This window comes from Bradyrhizobium algeriense (assembly GCF_003062295.1).
In the GTDB taxonomy this organism is placed as follows: domain Bacteria; phylum Pseudomonadota; class Alphaproteobacteria; order Rhizobiales; family Xanthobacteraceae; genus Bradyrhizobium; species Bradyrhizobium algeriense.
Window position 1 is genome coordinate 467,484 of record NZ_PYCN01000003.1, and the last position, 17,611, is coordinate 485,094.

The following is a 17,611-nucleotide window of genomic DNA, read 5'->3' on the forward strand; positions in this document are numbered from 1 at the left end:
TCCTGCGAGAGCCGACCGCGTCGGTGTTAAGGATCAGGCCTCGCCGCCGGCGAATATATCCTTCTTGATAACCGCGTGAACGCCCCAATTTCCATCAACCACCTGGGTGATGCCGAAGTCGACGCCAATTGTGATCAGAGAGATCGCCTCATCCTCGGTCAGCTTCTTCGTTGTCATCAGGAATTTGCGCATTTTCCGGAATGCATCGCGCAAAGCAAGGTCAACCGACGATTTCGAGTAAATGTCCGACTGTGCCTTGTCTCCTAATTCGGTAAGATAATTGGCGAAGCTGAAACCGTGCACCAGCCACTCGTCCTTGGTTTCCAGCATCGGGTAGTCCAGAGCTTCAAGAGCCGTACCGACGAGATCGTTTTTCTTGTGCAGGATGATCTGGAAGGTGCCGTTCAGCGAGCATTCGATTGCCGTACCGCACAGCTCGGAATCTCCCTGGGAAGCATGTGAATCCCCAACCGATAACAGGCCACCTTCGACAGCAACCGGATAATACATCGTGGCGCCCTTGCCTATCCGCCAGTTATCGATGTTGCCGCCGGTATAGCTCGGCGGAATCGAGTCGACGATATCAGCCTCCTTGGGCGCCAAGCCTATCACGCCGAAATGCGGGCGTATCGGAATGCGCACATTCTTCAAGATGCCATGGTTTTCCTTGATCGTAGAGTGATCGACTGGAACGCCAGGATAGTCGATGGTTTTGTGAACGACGCCGGAGGGATCCGTCTGCGGAGTCCATCGGAAATTATACACGGCTTTCGCCCAGTTGCGCTCGCCGGTGGCGTCGACTTCGTAGATCGTGACCACTTCGCGCGGCTTTGGCTCGGTGAGCAGATCCTTGTAGTGAAAGCCCCACCATGCGGCCGCGTTGCTGCCGAAAGCCTTTCCGGGATATTGCGGATTGGCGCAAGGCCGCGGCGCGACGTCGATAATGCGCAACTCGATCACATCCCCCTCCTGGGCGCCGCGTACGTAGACCGGACCGGTGCAGATGTGCACGCCAAGGCCCTCGCCTGCGCCACGCCCGAACAGCGAGGCATCCATCGGTCCTGCGCCGCGTCGGTTTACGCCCTTCTTCTCCTTGGTCCACAGGAACACGCTTTCGGCGCCGGGATCGCCCTTCACCATGCGCTCGGCGTCGTCGTTGGCATGGTGGGTTAATGCTTCAATGGTAATGAAGTCGCCGGAATCAATCTCGACCTGCGGTTTCAACTTCTTGCTGAAATAGCCCCAATGCACCGTGTCGGCATTCGCCGGCAAATGGTGATAGGACCGCTTGGTTTGTTGGTTCCGCTCGGCGGCAGCCGCCATCTGCGGCGTCACCAGAGAAATGCCGCCCGCGGTCATCGCCGCCGCGCCTCCGGCCGCGGCGAAGCTGGACCTCAAGAACGACCGGCGTTCCCGATCGAGCGTTTCCTTGAACTTGCGGTGATGCAATTCGAATTCCGGACAGTTCTTGTCGTCACCCGCACACATCGGATCTCTCCTGGTTTGAACATGCATTTTACGCGCGCCTTCAATCCCATCGCAGTTCATCGGGACAGTCAAACTTGTGCGTCATGTCGGTTCGACTGCTGCACCGCGAATGCCGCGTCGCTGCCTGGCAAAGCCGAGGGATATATAGACGCTCGCCTATTGCTTAAGCATTGCGTGCTCAAACTTTGAGAAACGTGGACACGGCTTGAGCGCCGAGGGTGTCCACCATTGCCACGCAATAAATTCTTGGCGCTGGTAGCTGCTCCTCGATGGCCATATCGAGCAAATGGCGCAAGCAGTCGCCGAAGGCACACGCAGCGCTGGTGCGCAGGTCGACATATCGAAGGCCGACGTGGCGAGTTGCGCATCACCGATCCCGTTTGGTCTGACTACCGCCCTCACCGGCAATCCAGCGGCATGGTTCGGGAAACGCCTCAATAGAACGTGACGGTCGTGATGAAGATGGATCGCGCCGCCGAGCGGCCGCGCCTTCAATCGAAATGAACCGGATCGGGTCCGGGATAAGCGAGAGCGACGAACTCGCAGAAAGCGCGGGCAGCAGGGGAAAGCCTGGCTTTGCTCTTCCAGGCAAGGCCCACGTCCATGGTGTGAACCTCGTCATCCAGCGTTTTGAGATCGATCCGATGTCCTTCGAGAGACCACGGCCGATAGACCATATCGGACAGAATGGTGATGCCCATGCCGGTAGCCACCATGCTGCGAACGGCTTCAACCGACAGTGTACGGAAGATGATGTTGGGGACATGCGGCGTACGTTGCCAGTAGCGCATGGCAGAGCGTTCGGCCTCGTCAACGGTCAGCATCAGAAATGGCTCGCTGGCAAGATCGGCCAATCGAACGCTGGCCTTGTGCAATAGCGGGTGATTTGCACAGGTCCACAGGCGACGCTGCGAACGTAACAAGAGACGCGAGCGGATGGAGCCTCGATCGTGCAGGTTGGAGACGAGCATGACAGCGACGTCGACGCTGCCGCTCACGAGGCTTTGTTCGATAGCATCTCGCTGGTATTCGTGGAGTCGCACCGTGATGCCCGGAAAGGCCCGCCAGAAGCGCGACAGAAGAGGCGGCAAGAAATAGCCGGCTACCGTGTAGCTGACAGCTACGTCGACGGTGCCATCGACCTGGGTTCCCCAGCGATGTGGGCCGCGCGTCGCATCTGCGATGCTGGCCTCGATGGCGCGGGCTCGCTGCAAGAATTGCTGGCCGTCGAATGTGAGGGTGACGCCGTTCGAGTGGCGGTCGAACAGTTTTCGTCCGAGTTCGGCTTCAAGGGCCTTGATCGACGCGGTAACGGCCGATTGCGTCACGTTAAGACCGGCCGCAGCCGCCGAAACACGTCCGATTTCGGCTGTGGCGATGAAGTGGCGCACCTGACGAAAAGTCAGAGCCATAAAAAATTCCGATATCAGCGAACGTTTTTTCGAATTTTACAATTGCTTGCTGCAACACAAAAATCAAGCGCTTCCCACTCGTTGGCGTTTGAAGAGGCGTTTAGATGACTTCCGCTGACCTCGACTTGACCGCGCGCGATGTCAGCGTCCGGTTCGAGGGCTTGAAAGCCTTGTCCGGGGTTACGCTGGCGGTGCCGCGGGGACGCATCACCGGACTGATCGGACCCAACGGCGCCGGAAAAACCACACTCATCAATGTCTTGACTGGATTTCAGCGCGTTGGTGCAGGGACCGTGGAGATGGAGGGTGAACCGGTCAACGGCATCGCGGCTCACAAGCTGCGACGCAAGGGCATGGCCCGCACGTTTCAATCGGGACGCCTGTTCCGCGACTTGCCGGTCGTGGACAACCTTGAGGTCACCGGTGTCGGCCTCGGCCAAACCCGGCGCGACGCGATCGCAGAAGCCGAGCGCGTGATGGATTGGCTGGGCATCTCACATCTGGCCAGTGCCATTGCCGGCGCCCTGCCCTACACCGACGAGCGGCGGGTCGCCATCGGCCGGGCTATCATGGGCAATCCACGCTATCTATTGCTCGACGAGCCTGCCGCAGGCATGTCCGAGCACGAAAGCCACGATCTGGCGGCCATCATCAAACGGATCGCTGGAGAACTCGGATCCGGCGTGCTGCTGATCGAGCACAATATCGGCCTCGTTCTCGAACTGTGCGAACGCATCTACGTGCTCGACTCCGGCGAGATCATCGAGGTCGGTCCGCCGGACCAGATCCGCAACAGCGATGCGGTCCGGCACGCCTATATGGGTACGCAGCGGGACGAAGTCATTCCCGCACCTGCGGCTGCCGTAGCGATCGCGTCATGACATTGCTGGCCGTCGACGACATCACGGTGCGCTACGGCCGCTTGACGGCATTGCGCAGCATCACCCTGAAGATCGCCGAAGGTGAAATCCTGTTCGTAACCGGTCCCAATGGCGCCGGAAAGTCGACCTTGCTGAATGCGATTGCCGGCGTCGTCCCGCTGGCCTCGGGTGCTATCACGTTGGATGGCGCGGAGGTGACAGGGGTCTCGCCAGAGTCGATCGCCCGACGGGGATTTTCGCTCGTGCCCGAAGGGCGCAACGTCTTTGGTGCGCTGACCATCGAGGAAAATTTGAAGGTCGGTGCCGGCATGCGGGCCGACCGGCACAAGATCGCCGACGATCTTGAATCCGTCTATCGTGAGTTCCCGATGCTGGCCGAGCGTCGCCACAAAGCAGCCGGCATGCTTTCGGGTGGCCAACAGCAGATGCTCGTGATCGGCCGGGCCCTGATGACCTCGCCCCGGCTCATGGCAATCGACGAGCCGTCGCTCGGACTTGCACCCAAGATCATCGATCAAGTGTACGAAATCCTGGCGCGACTGCGGGCGCAGCGCAAGCTGACATTGTTGATTGTCGAGCAAAGTTCAACGCGCGCCATGATGACCGGCGGACGAATGATCCTCATGCGCGGCGGACGCATCGTGCTCGAGGGAAAAGCCGGCGATATGGTCAAGGACGAGCGCCTGAAGCAGGCCTATTTCGGCTTCGGAGACCATTGAGCATGACGGCAGTCCTGCAAATCGTCTTCGACGCGCTGAGCCTGGGCAGCCTCTATGCCCTGGGCGCACTGGGTATCGCGCTGATCTTCGGCGTGATGCGGCTGGTAAACTTCGCCCATGGCGATTTCATCGCCTTCTGCGTTTTCGCAATGCTGTGGCCGTCGATCAACGCGGCTGCCATTGTCTTCGCCGGCAACCTGCCATTCTACCTTCTGATTCCGCTGCTGCTGCTTGTCGGGGCCGCGCTGTCGGTGCTGTCGGAGGTGATCGTTTTCCGCCGTTTCCGCAGCGCCAATCCGGCGACGATGATGATCGCGTCCTTCGCCCTCGGCTTCGTGATCCGGCATCTTCTGCTGATGCTTTATTCGAGCCGCCCGAAGTCGATCACGCTGTGGCCAAGTCTCGGATTGCCGGTCGAACTCCTGGGTGCCCGCATCCCGATGCTGCAAGTCGTCACGATCGTCATCACCTTGGCCGTCCTGGCCGTCCTTACGCTGTTCCTCAAACGCACGCGCTATGGTTTGGAGATGCGTGCCGCCGCCGAGAACTTCACCATGGCCCGCATGCTGGGGGTGCGCGCCAACGGCGTCATTCTGCTGGCCTTTGCCATCAGCGGCATGCTGGCGGCGGCAATCGGGTTGATCCTGGCGACCAACTCCGGGACGGCGGACATCGGAATGGGCGCCAATGTCATGCTGATCGCCTTCATCGCCACGGTAATCGGTGGCCTTGGCAGCGTGCCGGGAGCTGTTGCCGCCGGCTTCCTGATCGGCGGCGCCAGCGTCGTGTTTCAGGCAACGCTGCCACATGACGCCCGCGTGTTCCGCGACGCCTTTGTCTATGGAGCCGTAATCGTGGTGCTGCTGGTGCGCCCGCAGGGGCTGTTCGCACCCAAATCCGCCAAGCAGAGGGTCTGACAGATGTCGCCGCGACCATCGGTCATTGTGAGAACGATTGTGACACCGGTGGTCCTGATCGTGATGCTGCTCGCCATTGCCGCCTTGACCTACCAATTCGGCAGCCGGGCCTTCAATCGCACCGTGGTCGAGATGCTCATCAACATCATGGTGGTCGTCGGCCTCTACATCTTCGTCGGCAATTCCGGCCTGTTGTCGTTCGGCCATATCAGCTTCATGTGCCTCGGCGCCTATATGACCGCCTGGCTGACTATCCCGCCGGTCATGAAGTCGATCACGCTCAAAGGGCTGCCCACATGGCTCCTGCATACGCAGTTGCCGATGTGGATCGCCACGCCGATCTCGGGCGTGTTCGCGGCCCTGTTCGCGCTTGTCGTCGGGCGCGTCGTCATGCGGTTGTCGGGGATCGCCGCCTCGATCGCCACCTTCGGGCTTCTTGGCGTCGTCAACAACGTCTATTCGAACTGGGACTCCGTGACAGGCGGTCAGGGCTCTATCGTGGGTACGCCGGCCACCATGAACGTCTGGATCGGATGTCTGGGCGCCGCGGTCGCGATCGCGATCGCCTATCTCTACTCAATTTCCCGCTCTGGCTTGGCGCTTCGCGCCACCCGCGACGAGGCCGTGGCTGCCAGCGCTTCCGGAATCGATATCGTCCGCGAGCGACTGATCGCCTTTGTCGTTAGCGCCTTCGTCATAGGTCTCGCCGGCGCCTTCTACGCGCACTTCCTGAGCATCGTCAATCCGGGCTCGTTCTACCTGCGCACGACGTTCATCACCTTGTCGATGCTGGTGGTCGGAGGGATGTACAGCCTCAGCGGAGCCGTCGCCGGCGTCGTGGCGATTTCCGCACTGATCGAAATGTTTCGCAACCTGGAAAAGGGCGTCAGCCTCGGCGATCTGACTATTGCACTTCCGAACGGAGTTCAGGAGATCGCCATCGGCATCATCACAATCGTCATCCTGATGTACTTGCCAACCGGGCTCACCGGCAACCGGGAGTTCTCCTGGCCACGATGGCTACTCGAGCGGCGGTTGCCGCGACCTGTGCAGACGGCTTTGAAGGAATTGAACTGAAGTCCGATCAACAAGACAGAGGAGTGGTTAAATGTGTTTCACGAGAACACTGGGTACCTTGGCTGCGGCGACTGCACTGTGGTGTACGCCGGCCCTGGCAGCCAACGAGATCGTCGTCGGCTTCGCCACGGCAGCGTCTGGCTTTATGCAGGCCTATGACAAGCCGGCGCAGGACGCTGCGCTGATCCGCATCGACGAGATCAACAAGGCGGGCGGTCTGCTCGGCAAGAAGATCAAACCGGTGTTTGCGGACACCAAGACCGATCAGGCCGAGGGCGCCAAGGCGGGCCTCGCGGTGCTCGATCAAAACGCGGAACTAGTGATCGTCTCCTGCGACTACGACTTCGGCGCGCCGGCCGCCCTGCAGGCACAGTCAGCCGGCAAGGTTTCGTTCTTCCTGTGCGCAGAGTCGATCAAGGCAGGCATTCCCGGCGTCGGCCCCTACTCGTTCTCCGCCTCGGTGCTGGCGGCCGTACAAGGCGCGACCATGGCCGAATGGGCCTACACGAAGAAGAATGCCCGCAGCTTCTACCGGCTGCTCGACAGTTGGACCGTCTATAACAAGGGCATCTGCGATGGCTTCGACTGGATGATGCCGCGTCTGAAGGATGCCGCGCTCGCCGGCAGCGACACGTTCAAGAACGATGATGCCTCGATCGCCTCTCAGATCACGCGCATCAAGGGCCTGCCGAAGGAACCCGACGCGATCATGCTCTGCACGATGATGCCGGGGGCCGTTTCGGCCATCAAACAGATCCGCGCCGCCGGCATCAAGTCCATGATCCTCAATGGCTCAGGCGTGGATGGCAGCTATTGGCTGAACGCCGTTCCCGACCTGTCGAACTTCTACGTACCGGTACAGGGCTCGATCTATGGCGACGATCCCAATCCGAAAGTTGCCGAGTTCAACAAGAAGTACAAGGAAGTCACTGGCGGTGACCCTTCCAGCCAGTACGTTTATCCGGGATACGTCCTGATCGACGTCTGGGCGAAGGCCGTCGAGCGCGCCAAGACGACAGAAGCCGCGGCCGTGGTAGCGGAGCTCGAGAAAATGAACAACGAGTCCACGCTGTTTGGGCCGCGCACCTTCAGCAAGAACCTCCATCATCAGAACCAGGGTCGGTACCTGATCGTCAACACCGAGGCGGGCAAGCCGAGCGTGATCGATCAGTGGACGATTTCGGAAAAGATTCCGGTCGACTATCTGGTGTCCAAGTAGGCCGGCAACGCGTCGCCACCGGTTGAGAGCGAGCGGCGCCTCCATCAGTCGATAGCCGTGAACCTGGCGCCTGTTGAAATCGGTAGGCGTCAAATTCAGCGGGTTTAGGTGTCGGTTTGCGAACGCGGCGCCGGAATGCAGCAGTTGGGAAGGAAATGAGAGAATGGTTATCATTAATTGCGACATGGGCGAAGCCTTCGGCCTCTACAAGATGGGCGACGACCAAGCCCTGATGCCCCTTATCGACGTCGCCAACGTTGCCTGCGGGTTCCACGGCTCTGACTTCAATCACATGCGCCAGACGGTTCGCCTGGCCAAGGAGCATGGCGTCAAGGTTGGCGCACATCCGTCTCTGCCCGATTTGCAGGGGTTCGGACGCAGGGAGATGAAGATCGACCGCGAAGAACTGGCGAACTGCCTCCTCTACCAGATCGGTGCGCTCAAGGCATTCCTGGATGCCGAAGGCGTGGTCCTCAATCATATCAAGCCGCATGGCGCGTTATATGGTATGGCCGCGCGCATGGAGGACATCGCCGAGGCTGTGGCCGACGCAGCTGATGTCTACAAGGTGCCGCTGTTGGGCATGAAGGGGACGCTGCACGAGAAGGTCTATCGGCGCCGCGGTCATAGCTTCGTCGCCGAATACTACGCCGATCTCGACTACAATGCCGAAGGTGGCCTCATCATCACGCGCGAACACGACGCCAAGGATCCAACCGAGGCGGCAGCGCGGTGCCTGCGAGCCTTGACCGAAGGCAAGACGCGTTCGGTGGCAGGAAACGACATCCCCGTCGGATCCGATGCCATCTGCGTCCACTCCGATACCCCCAATGCCGTCGCCATCGCCGAGGCCGTTCGCGATGCCGTCCGTCCCTATCTGACGGCGCACTAGTGCGAGGCGCACCCTGGCCGAAACGATCCAACCACGAGGACCTCATGACCATACAGCAAATCTTTTCGCCCCTCCCGGGCATATTCTACCGCAAGCCGGCGCCGGACCAGCCGGTCTACAAATCCGACGGCGACACGATCACGCAAGAGGACACGATCGGCCTCGTCGAAGTCATGAAGTCGTTCAACGAGGTGAAGGCGGGCGCAGCCGGAAAGATCATACGCTTCCTCACCGAGAATGAAGAGCCGGTCATGGCCGGTCAGCCGATCGCTGAGATAGAGGTTTGAGGCCTTCGAGCCATTCATGACGATCCACAAGCTCCTCATAGCCAATCGTGGTGAGATCGCTGTGCGCATCGTTCGCGCCGCGCGCGAGTTGGGTCTTGCGACCGTGCAGGCCTACAGCAAGGCGGACAAGGACTCGCTTGCTGTGCGGCTCGCTGACGAGTGCGTCGAAATAGGTCCTCCGGCGGCGTCGAAATCATATCTCAACCGCGACGCGATTCTTGCAGCGGCCAGGACGACGGGCGCCGACGCCATCCATCCGGGCTATGGATTTCTGGCCGAAAATGCCGAGTTTGCCGCCGCCGTCGAGGTGGCGGGGCTCATTTTCGTGGGACCGACGGCTCAGGCCATCCGCCTGATGGGGGACAAGGTTGCCGCGCGGGAAGCGGCGGCGAGTGCGGGCGTTCCCACGGTTCCGGGCAGCCGCGGGCGACTGGAGTCGGCCGCGGCGGCATTCGCCTTGGTGGAGACGACGGGCTTTCCGGTGATGATCAAAGCGGCGGCGGGCGGCGGTGGCCGCGGCATCCGCATCGCGCGTTCGGCCGAGGAGTTTCATCACCTGATGCCGCAGGCACAGGCCGAGGCGCTCGCGGCCTTCGGCGACGGCGGACTCTACGTCGAGAAACTGATCGAAGGTGCGCGGCATATCGAGGTGCAGGTGCTGGGTGACGGACACGATGTCATCCACTGCTTCGAGCGCGAATGTTCGCTGCAGCGCCGCCGTCAGAAAGTCTGGGAAGAAGCTCCCTCGCCGTCGCTGACACCAACCATTCGCGAGAAGCTCTGCTCATCGGCCGTCGCGCTCGCCAAGGCGGTGCACTACCGCGGCGCAGGAACGATCGAATATCTGTACGACGATCGCAGCCACGAGTTCTATTTCCTGGAGATGAATACCCGCATCCAGGTCGAGCATCCGGTGACGGAAATGGTCACCGGCATCGACCTGGTGCGTGAGATGATCCGGATTGCCGGGGGCGAGCGGCTGCGCTTCCGCCAGGATCAGGTACGCATCAATGGTCACTCGATCGAGGTCCGCATCAACGCCGAGGATCCGGCGAAAGGCTTCATGCCAAACCCGGGCACCGTCACCGCACTCAACGTGCCAGGTGGCAACGGCGTGCGCTTCGACAGCATGCTCTATCCCGGCTACACGGTGCCGCCATACTATGACAGCCTGCTCGGCAAGCTGATCGTCCACGATGAAGATAGAGCGAGCGCGATACGACGGATCGATCGCGCCCTCGGTGAACTTGTGGTCGAGGGGTTGGCGACGACCAAGCCGCTGCACCAGGCGCTCGCGCGCGATGCCGATGTGCAGGCTGGGCGCTTTCATACCGCCTGGCTCGAGCCGTGGCTGGCATCAAATGCCATAAATCTTGCGGCAGCGGAAACCGTGCCGGCCCCGCAGGTCATCCCAACAACCCCAAGCGAATCCGTTCCGTGAGCAACAGGAGGCTACAGCCCCATGCAAACCCGATTTTCCTTTGGCGGCGATGAGCACATCTTCGCCGAAGTGGATAACTCCATGTCGCTCGAGGCTTTCTTCAAAAGCCTCTTCATCACCAATGCGGTGCGCGATGCCAAGATCAAGGGCGTGACCGAGATCTGCCCGGCCAACGCCTCCTATCAGGTGAAGTTCGATCCCGACCTGATCAAGCCCGATGACATGCTCGCCGAGCTGAAGCGGCTGGACTCGGCAGCCGAGAAGTCCGAACCGGTAATCGCGACGCGGATCATCGAGATCCCCGTGCTTTACAACGATCCCTGGACGCACGAGACGCTGATGCGCTTTCGCGAGCGCCATCAGCATCCCGACGGCACCGACCTCGAATACGCGGCACGCATCAACAATCTCGACGGGATCGATGCGTTCATCAAGGCGCATTCAAGTGCACCCTGGTTCGTCTCGATGGTCGGCTTCGTCGCCGGCCTGCCCTTTCTCTATCAGATGGTCGAGCGCCAGCGACAGATTCAGGCGCCGAAATACCTGCGCCCGCGCACGGATACACCCAAGCTCACGGTTGGGCATGGCGGCTGCTTCAGCTGCATCTACTCGGTGCGCGGCGCCGGCGGCTACCAGATGTTCGGCATCACGCCGATGCCGATCTACGATCCCAATCAGAAGATCAGCTATCTCCGCGATTTCATGTGCCTGTTCAAGCCCGGCGACATCGTGAAGTGGAAGCCGATCGACCGGCCAGCCTATGACGCGGCGGTCGCCGATGTCGAGGCAGGCCGCTTCGCGCCGACCATTCGCAACGTGTCGTTCTCGCTCACCGAGTTCAACCGCGACATCGATGGCTACAATCGCAAGCTCGAGGGGGTCCTCCATGCCCATTAAGGTTGTCAAGCCTGGTCTTGCGACCACCGTTCAGGACCTCGGGCGTCCCGGTTACTATCACATCGGCATCCCGCTCTCTGGCGGCATGGACCGGCATGCGCTCTTGGCCGCCAACCTGCTCGTGGGCAATGCGGAGGGAGCTGCCGTTCTCGAGGCCGTCTTCATGGGACCCGAGCTCGAGTTCACTGATGACGCCATGGTTGCGGTCACGGGCGCCGAGTTGCCACCCAAACTCGATGGCGAGCCTCGCGAGACGTGGTCCTCCTTCAAGGTGAAGCGCGGCCAAAAACTCTCGTTCGATTTCCTGAAAAAGGGCGCGCGTGCCTACATCGCCGTCGCAGGCGGCGTCGATGTGCCTGTGGTTCTTGGCTCGCGCTCGACCTACGCGCTGGGCGCCCTCGGCGGCTTCAAGGGTCGAAAGCTCGAGGCAGGCGACGAGCTTCCGATCGGCGCGGTTGCGGCACCGGTCAAGGAGGGCCGCGCGGTCGCCGAAGAATTGCGCGGTCTGCCGACAGCGATGCCGACAGAGTTGCGGGTCACGCCCGGGCTTTACTGGCATCGGATCACTGATGGCGCGGGCCAAGGATTTTTCGCCGATACCTGGAAGGTCGCTCCGGAAGCTGACCGGATCGGCTACCGCTTCAAGGGCGGCAAGCCGCTTGAGTTCGTGCCGCGTGAGCCACCGTTCGGCGCAGGCTCCGATCCCTCCAACATCACCGATGCCTGCTATCCCTATGGCTCGATCCAGGTGCCCGGAGGCACCGAGCCGATCGTGCTCCATCGCGATGCGGTTTCCGGCGGTGGCTATTTCATGGTCGGCACGGTCATTTCGGCCGATATGGATCTGATCGGCCAGCTACAGCCCAATACGCCGGTAAAGTTCGTCAAGGTCGAAATGGATGAGGCGCTTGCGGCCCGCCGGGCGCGCGCCGAGCTAGTGGCCAGGGTCCGCGCGTCCTTGACGTTATCACCCTGATTCCCGGACGGAATTTTTTGGGGGCGGCCGACGCGGAGGGCCGCCACCCATCCCGCGCCGGCACAATTACGCTGCGCGCAGCGGTCTACTGCGAACAGCACGGCACGACAGTTGCATCGATCCTGTTTCGGCTGAAATCGGAGTGCGTGACATGCAAACCACCTACGCGACCACCGACATCGCTCCACACAACCGGCGGCAATTCTGGCAGGAAATCGTTTCCAAGACCTACTTTCCGTTAGACCTTTCCTTTGCCGGGGGCAGTGACTTCCACGGCAGTCTAGGCGCCTGGTCGCTCGGCCCCGTTTCGGTATCCCGCAATGTCTCGGACGGCCTGCTCTACAAGCGGCGCGGCCGCCATCTCCAGAACGAGCGGGAAGAGAGTTACCTGATCACCGTGCCTGAACTGACCGAAATCCGCTTCGAGCAGGACGGCAAGGACGTGCGTTGCCGTCCTGGCGCCTTCCTGATCGAGCGCAGCCATTTGCCGTACGAATTCAGCCATCGTGATCCCGCCGCGCTGTGGGTGCTGAAGATTCCCCGCGCAGTCCTGCGCACGCGGATCTCCCGTCCCGAGCGCCTCGCCACCCTGCAGTTCGATGCCAGTCGCAGCGTCGGAGCGCTCTTCGTCGATACGTTGCGGCTTACTGGCGCTCGCATCGAGGAAATCGACGAACCCGCCCGGGCGATGATCGGTAAGCATCTCATCGATCTCCTGGCGATGGCGATCGAGTCCGACGAACGCGTGCTGGTGGGCCATTCGTCCTCGGTCCGCAACGCACACCTGCTTCGCTGCGAACACTTCATCCGGGCGCGCCTCGACGACACGCGGCTCGCGCCACAGATGGTGGCAGACGGTTGCGGCATCTCGCTCCGGTATCTGCACCAGATCTTTGAGGGAGAAGGCATCACTGTGTGTGCCTACATCCGCAACCAGCGTCTCCTGATGAGCGACGCCATGCTGCGTGATCCGAACTGCCGGAAGAGCATCTCCGAAATCGCCTATCAATGGGGATTCGGCGACCAGGCGCAGTTCAGCCGGAACTATCGTAGCCGGTTCGGCTGCACACCGAGCGACGTGCGGTCGGCTGCGCGCGCCCAATCCATGAATGGGCTACCACGGCGGCCGGGGCCGGCGACATCCTGAAGCGTTACCGGCATAGCAGTCAGGTCCGGAAATTGGACCACTTACGCTCTCTGGCACAAATCTTCCTGCACTCAGCGTCAAGCGCGCCGCCGGCGATCTGCATATGATTTCCGCGTTACCTCGGAAGTTCGCCGGTCGAACGAGCTGTTCGCGGCACCCGGATCCCATATCCGGGTGAGCCCGCGCACGCGTTTCGACGTCCACGTGGCGAGCGCGTGTTCGAAAGGAAGTCGTGTCGTGCAGAACCTTCGCGTGGCTGTCGATGTCGGCGGCACCTTCACCGACATCTGTATCATGGACGAGGCGACCGGCCTTATCCGCATCGAGAAGACCTCATCGACGCGCGATCCCATCGATGGAATCATGGGTGGCGTTTCCAAGGCCGGGATTGACCTCTCCAAAGTCGCGCTGTTCTCGCACGGAACCACGGTCGCGACCAACGCCCTGATCACGCGTCGCCTGCCCCGCACTGCCGTGGTGACGACCAAGGGCTTTCGCGACGTCATCGAGATCCGGCGAGCCAACAAGGAAGACCTCTGGGACACCTACAAGGATGTCGTCAAGCCGTATGTGCCGCGGCGCGATCGGTTGACTGTACCCGAACGCGTCGACGCCGCCGGCCAAGTGATCGAGCCGCTCGACATAACGACGGCGCGCGACGTCGCGCGCATCCTGAAGCGCCGGGGCGTCGCCGCCGTCGCGGTCTGTTTCATGAACGCCTATCTCAACGGCGAGAACGAGCGCGCGATGCGCGACGTCCTGCTCGAAGAGATGCCTGATATCCCGGTCTCGATCTCCTCGCAGGTGCTTCCCGAGATCTTCGAGCACGAGCGCTTCTCTACGACGGTCGCCAATGCCGTCGTGAGCCCGGTCGTCGTCGACTACACGAGCCGGCTCGGCGAGCGTCTTGCGAGCGAGGGCTATGCCCGCGATCTCTTGCTGCTGCACAGCGGCGGCGGCGTCATGACGCCGGCGAGCGTCAAGGATTTTGCCGCGCGCCTGGCCGGCTCCGGTATAGCCGCCGGCGCCATCGCCAGCCGCTACATCGCCGGCCTGTGCGGCTTTCCCAATTCGATCGGCCTCGACATGGGCGGCACCTCGACCGATGTCTCGCTGGCCTATGAGGGCCAGTCGCGGATCACCAAAGACTGGTGCATCGAGTTCGGCTATCCGATTCGTTTCCCGTCCATCGAGGTGCTCACCATCGGCGCCGGTGGAGGATCGCTGGCCTGGACCGATCCGGCCGGCTCCCTGCGCAACGGCCCGCAGTCGGCCGGCGCCTATCCGGGCCCGGCATGCTACGGCAACGGCAATCCGCAGCCGACCAATACCGACGCCAACGTCACGCTCGGCCGCCTCGGCACCAGTCTCGCCGGCGGCAAGGTGATGCTCGACGCGGCATTAGCCCGCCAGGCGGTCGAGGAAGGCGTCGCCAAGCCGTTCAAGCTTGGCCTGCACGAGGCCGCGGACGCCATCCTGAAGGTCGCCAACGCCAACATGTCGGATGCGGTTCGATTGATCTCGATCAGCCGCGGCTACGATCCGCGCGACTTCGCGCTCGTCGCCTTCGGCGGCGCCGGCGCCCTGCACGGGGTCGACGTCGCCCGAGAACTTTCGATCCCGGTCGTGATCGTGCCGCCCAACCCGGGCGTCACCTCGGCGCTCGGCTGTCTTCTGGTCGACATGCAGCACGACTTCTCGCAGAGCTGCATGGTCGGCGCCGAGGAGGCCGATACCGACGCCATCGAGGCGCAATTCGCCACGCTGGAAAAGGAAGCACTCGATCGGCTGACGCACGAAGGCGTCGCGCTGAAGGACATCGTCCTGCAGCGGTCGATCGACATGATGTATCGCGGCCAGTGGCGCTCGCTCGCCGTCAATGCGCCGCGCCCGATCGGCGCGATCCCCGACCTCGTCGAAAGTTTCCATACCGAGCACAAGCGCGAATACAATTTCCGCCGCGACAGCGCCCCGGTCAGCTTCTTCCGCCTCAACCTGAAGGCGGTCGGCGTCGTCCCCAAGGCCGAATTGGCCGTGCATCAGCCTACCGGAGCAATTCCCGATCCGGTCGACAGACGCAAGGTCTGGTTCGAGGGCACAGCGCTTGATGCGCCCGTCTACCAGCGCGACCACCTGCCCTGTGGCTTTATTTTTCAAGGTCCCGCGCTCGTCGAGCAGGTTGACGCGACTACCGTCGTGCCGCCCGGCGCCAGCGCGGAAGTCGACAAATATCTCAACATCATCATTCGTGTGAAGGAGTGACCAGATGGCTGGAGACCTTACATTCGACCCCGTGACCTTCGAGGTCTTGAAGAATTCCTTCATTACGAGCGTCGACCAGATGGGCGAGCAGGTGCTTCGCACCTGCTACTCCTTCGTCATCTACAACCACGACTTCTCGAGCGCCTTGCACGACGCCAAGGGCGAGTGCGCCGCGCAAGGCAATCAGGATATCGCCGTCCACGTCGGCACGCTGCACTTCACCTGCCAGGATGTCATGCGCCACTTCGAGGGCGACATGCATGAAGGCGACGTCTTTGCGATCAACGATCCCTATGCCGGCGGCACGCACTTCTCCGACGTGCGCTTAATCCGGCCGATCTTCGCCGACGGCAAGATCATCGCCTTCAGCCAATCGAACGGGCATTGGTCTGATGTCGGCGGCAGCGTGCCGGGCTCGTTCGACGTCGCCGCCCGCGAGATGTTCCGCGAGGGCCTCCGCATCACGCCGGTGCGCCTGTTCGACAAGGGCCGCTTCTGCAAGGACGTCGCTCATCTGATCGCCTCGAACACGCGAGATCCGGCCTCGATCATCGGCGACATTCAGGCCCAAACGCAGGCCACCCAGGTCTGCGAGCGCGAGATCCTTCGCCTCGTCAGCAAGTATGGCCGCAACACGGTCGAGACCGGACTAGCCGCCGTGCAGGACTACGTCGAACGTTCGGCACGCCAGCGCATCGCCGCATTGCCCGATGGCGAGTGGGAGACGGTCGACTTTATCGACCGCGACCCAGCCGGCGGCGAAGGAATGATCCCGATCCGGATCAAGATGACGATCAAGGGCGACCGAGCGATCTACGACTTCACCGGCAGTCATCCGACCATCGGTTCGATCTACAATTCGGCCTTCGGCGCGACCTTCTCGGCCGTAGCGGCTGGCATGAAGACCTTCTTCCCCGACCTGCCGCTCAATTCCGGCTTTTACCGCTGCTTCGAGATCATCGCACCCGAGGGCTCGATCGTCGACGCCAAGTGGCCGATCGCGGTCACGGGCTTCCTGATGCCCTTCGAGAAGATCATGAACTCGATCTACGAGATGTGGTCGAAGTTGATGCCCGAGCGGGCGCTCGCCTGCGCCTTCAACCTCGAATACCTGCTCACCGGGGGTCTCGACGCCCGCAGCCCGGACAAGCCCATTTTCATGTTCTACGACTGGCTGCCAGGCGGCTGGGGCGGACGCAATGGCAAGGACGGCAGCAACGTCACGACAGCCTGCTTCGGCACGGGCCTCATGTCGCAACCTGTCGAAGGCCAGGAGCGCGCCAATCCGATCCTGACCACCGAGTGCGAGATCCTCAAGGACTCGCCCGGGCCGGGCAAATGGCGCGGTGGCGCCGGGGTGATGAAGACTTCGCGCATGCTGCAGGCGGAAAAGACCGTGATCTCCTACATCTGCGACCGTGAACGCGCCTTGGTGTGGGGCATCGAGGGAGGCTTGCCTTCGATGCCACACGGGCTGACGCTAAAGCGTGCCAACGCCAACGCCGAGGAGCGGCTCGGATCGATCTTCTCCGACGTTCCGATCGGCGAAGGCGATGTGTTCTCGCGACCGACTGCCGGCGGTGGCGGTTTCGGCGATCCGCTCGAGCGCGACCCGAGCCTCGTCATCGAGGACATCAAGGACGACTACGTCTCAATCGAGCGCGCCGCCAGGGACTACGGCGTGGTCGTGCGTACCATCGACGCGGAACTCTGCGAATACGAGGTCGACAAGCCCGCGACCGAGGCCCTCCGCGGCAAAATCAGGGCCGAGCGCATCATCAACGTCCGGCTCGATCCGGAGATCGTGGCGGAGCGCTATCGCAGCGGCGCCATCGACACGCTCGACGTGATCCGCCAGCACGCCGTGATCCTCGACTGGGGCACGGGCGCACTTCTTCCTGAATCCACACGTCAGTTCCGCGAGGTATTCGAGCGGCGCTCGGTCGCAATGTGGGCGGCCGGCTAATCCCGACGGCAACCGTGCGGCCGCGGCACG

General features: G+C 62.0%; 15 protein-coding genes. 13 read left to right on the top strand and 2 right to left on the bottom strand.

The genetic code is table 11. The features are described from left to right. Positions 1 to 33: 33 nt before the first annotated feature. Together C7G61_RS09810 and C7G61_RS09815 are read right to left on the bottom strand one after the other, a co-directional pair. A complete protein-coding gene (locus C7G61_RS09810) occupies positions 34 to 1,488 on the bottom strand; it encodes an acetamidase/formamidase family protein (RefSeq protein ID WP_108513875.1) in 1,455 nt (484 codons plus the stop codon). A gap of 491 nt (positions 1,489 to 1,979) precedes the next feature. After that, positions 1,980 to 2,900 (bottom strand): LysR substrate-binding domain-containing protein, encoded by a 921-nt coding sequence (locus C7G61_RS09815; protein WP_108513876.1) that lies wholly within the window; start codon positions 2,898 to 2,900, stop codon positions 1,980 to 1,982. 125 nt (positions 2,901 to 3,025) lie between these two features. Between C7G61_RS09815 and C7G61_RS09820 the strand changes: the two genes are divergently transcribed. The 13 genes from C7G61_RS09820 (at position 3,026) to C7G61_RS09880 (ending at position 17,581) form a co-directional block, all read left to right on the top strand. Then, positions 3,026 to 3,781: an ABC transporter ATP-binding protein gene (locus C7G61_RS09820; RefSeq protein ID WP_244608221.1), complete on the top strand. Its 756-nt coding sequence runs from the start codon at positions 3,026 to 3,028 to the stop codon at positions 3,779 to 3,781. Continuing rightward, complete coding sequence (locus C7G61_RS09825) at positions 3,778 to 4,500, top strand: ABC transporter ATP-binding protein (RefSeq protein WP_108513878.1); 723 nt, start codon at positions 3,778 to 3,780, stop codon at positions 4,498 to 4,500. The genes C7G61_RS09820 and C7G61_RS09825 overlap by 4 nt, the downstream gene beginning before the upstream one ends. Before the next feature lie 2 nt (positions 4,501 to 4,502). Continuing rightward, the gene (locus tag C7G61_RS09830; protein WP_108513879.1) at positions 4,503 to 5,417 is read left to right on the top strand and encodes a branched-chain amino acid ABC transporter permease; all 915 of its coding nucleotides are present in this window, start codon (positions 4,503 to 4,505) and stop codon (positions 5,415 to 5,417) included. A 39-nt stretch (positions 5,418 to 5,456) separates the two neighbouring features. Next, positions 5,457 to 6,494, top strand: coding sequence for a branched-chain amino acid ABC transporter permease (locus C7G61_RS09835; protein WP_244608222.1), 1,038 nt, complete (start codon positions 5,457 to 5,459; stop codon positions 6,492 to 6,494). Between the two features lie 31 nt (positions 6,495 to 6,525). Beyond that, positions 6,526 to 7,713, top strand: a complete 1,188-nt coding sequence (locus C7G61_RS09840) for an ABC transporter substrate-binding protein (protein ID WP_108513881.1) — start codon at positions 6,526 to 6,528, stop codon at positions 7,711 to 7,713. Positions 7,714 to 7,876: 163 nt separating this feature from the next. Further along, positions 7,877 to 8,605, top strand: coding sequence for a LamB/YcsF family protein (locus C7G61_RS09845; RefSeq protein WP_108513882.1), 729 nt, complete (start codon positions 7,877 to 7,879; stop codon positions 8,603 to 8,605). Between the two features lie 44 nt (positions 8,606 to 8,649). Then, on the top strand, positions 8,650 to 8,892 hold the full coding sequence (locus C7G61_RS09850) for an acetyl-CoA carboxylase (protein ID WP_108513883.1): 243 nt from the start codon (positions 8,650 to 8,652) through the stop codon (positions 8,890 to 8,892). 16 nt (positions 8,893 to 8,908) lie between these two features. After that, on the top strand, positions 8,909 to 10,333 hold the full coding sequence (locus C7G61_RS09855) for an acetyl-CoA carboxylase biotin carboxylase subunit (RefSeq protein ID WP_108513884.1): 1,425 nt from the start codon (positions 8,909 to 8,911) through the stop codon (positions 10,331 to 10,333). 21 nt (positions 10,334 to 10,354) lie between these two features. Next, positions 10,355 to 11,230 (top strand): 5-oxoprolinase subunit B family protein, encoded by an 876-nt coding sequence (locus C7G61_RS09860; RefSeq protein WP_108513885.1) that lies wholly within the window; start codon positions 10,355 to 10,357, stop codon positions 11,228 to 11,230. After that, positions 11,220 to 12,206, top strand: coding sequence for a 5-oxoprolinase subunit C family protein (locus C7G61_RS09865; RefSeq protein ID WP_108513886.1), 987 nt, complete (start codon positions 11,220 to 11,222; stop codon positions 12,204 to 12,206). Before C7G61_RS09860 ends, C7G61_RS09865 begins: the two co-directional genes overlap by 11 nt. A gap of 151 nt (positions 12,207 to 12,357) precedes the next feature. Next, positions 12,358 to 13,353 carry an AraC-like ligand-binding domain-containing protein gene (locus C7G61_RS09870; RefSeq protein ID WP_108513887.1) on the top strand — a complete coding sequence of 332 codons (996 nt, stop codon included), beginning with the start codon at positions 12,358 to 12,360 and terminating at the stop codon, positions 13,351 to 13,353. A gap of 237 nt (positions 13,354 to 13,590) precedes the next feature. Continuing rightward, positions 13,591 to 15,615 (top strand): hydantoinase/oxoprolinase family protein, encoded by a 2,025-nt coding sequence (locus C7G61_RS09875; protein ID WP_108513888.1) that lies wholly within the window; start codon positions 13,591 to 13,593, stop codon positions 15,613 to 15,615. Between the two features lie 4 nt (positions 15,616 to 15,619). Next, positions 15,620 to 17,581 carry a hydantoinase B/oxoprolinase family protein gene (locus tag C7G61_RS09880; RefSeq protein WP_108513889.1) on the top strand — a complete coding sequence of 654 codons (1,962 nt, stop codon included), beginning with the start codon at positions 15,620 to 15,622 and terminating at the stop codon, positions 17,579 to 17,581. Positions 17,582 to 17,611 lie beyond the last annotated feature (30 nt).